This is a genomic window from Nocardia sp. NPDC059236, assembly GCF_042754085.1.
In the GTDB taxonomy this organism is placed as follows: domain Bacteria; phylum Actinomycetota; class Actinomycetes; order Mycobacteriales; family Mycobacteriaceae; genus Nocardia.
In genome coordinates this window covers 1-1,375 of sequence record NZ_JBHZAF010000078.1, presented here as the reverse complement: position 1 = coordinate 1,375, position 1,375 = coordinate 1, and the positions used below count along the sequence as shown (strand labels likewise).

The following is a 1,375-nucleotide window of genomic DNA, read 5'->3' as shown; positions in this document are numbered from 1 at the left end:
CACCGGTCGAGTTCGAAGCCGACTACTATGCACTCCACGCCGAGCAACCGGCTGGAGACAGATAAACCGGTGTGCATCAAAACCGGGGGGATTCACCTGGCTCGCCCAACCTCCCACACACGACGCGATCACCGCGGTTGTACACGTACGAGTCGAGTCCGCCTCTCGGCCAACGCAATCGATCACCGTCGCCCTCTCCGCTCATCCCACGGCCAGCGATCACGACTTTCGTTAGCCCGCTGGGCCGCGCATCCGCCTCCGACAATCAGGAGTGATCCGTGAATTCCTCAGCGCCGTCATCGAATTCGCCACGACCGTCGATTCCCGCTCGTCTGCACGACGCGCCGACCGCACAGGGCTTGGCCATTCCCTTTCTGACGCTGTGTCACCGCGGCCGGACCTCCCCGGTCTGGGGCGCGATCGACCCCGAACGCTACGCCCTGGTGCTGGGATTGCGCCTGTGTCAGGTCTGCGGCGAAGACCTCGGCAGCGGGCACGGGCCCAGCCAACAGGTCGTGGTGTTCGTGCGCCCGCAGGACTGGGTCCGAGGTGTCGGCCCGGGTGTCGAGATAAATCCCGAATGCGCCGCCTACTCCACCCGCGCCTGCCCGATGCTGGCCGGCCGCATGCCGACCTACCGATCCAATGCCATCGCCGCGCGCATCACACCCTGCGATGACCCGCAATGCGATTGCCGGCAATGGACCCCACCCGACTCGGAGTCCGAAGAGTCCCAGCGGGCCGGCAAACCTGCCGACCCCTGGTATTCCATGTTGATCGATGCACGCGACTACCAGATCGTGCACTATCGTGGCGACGAATCCGAGCCCTCCGGATACGGCGTCACCTTGCGCGGGATACAGGTCCTGCGGCTACGGAAAGTACGTGGCACGGCCGAACACGAGCGGACAGTTCTGGACGTGTTGGCAGCCGCTCTGGATCTCACTCGGCTCACACACCGCCGATGGCCCGACCGCGATCGCTGACCCGGCCAGGACGGGTCGGTCCGGGACATGGAAAGACCCCCGGTGCCAGGTGGGACTTCAGTAGGTGTGCGGCGCAACTGAAGACACCAGCCCGGGGTCTTCCTGTGGAGCAACGCGGTATTGGGTTACCGGTGCTGCGTGATGATGTCTGACGGCGGCCCGAATGTCTATCCCTGACTGCCGAATTCAACTACCCCTGAACCACCTCCTCCCGAGGCTCCCGAGCATCGGAATGGCCTCTGTGTCGCGCTGGACGTATCCGCGGATCTCCGTCAAGAGTTCGGCCAGCGTGAGGTGGCCGCGAAGCTGGACCAGCGTGGACGCTATGTCACTGCAACGGGATGTCCGCAGTCAGCCGGTCGACGAGAAAGGCGAGGATCTCGTCGCGG

Annotated in this window: 1 protein-coding gene; it reads left to right on the top strand. The window is 64.8% G+C overall.

Annotated features, from left to right (window positions below; all coding sequences use genetic code 11):
* Positions 1–278 precede the first annotated feature (278 nt).
* Positions 279–986 carry a hypothetical protein gene (locus tag ACFXIV_RS47970; protein ID WP_379405971.1) on the top strand — a complete coding sequence of 236 codons (708 nt, stop codon included), beginning with the start codon at positions 279–281 and terminating at the stop codon, positions 984–986.
* Positions 987–1,375: the final 389 nt, after the last annotated feature.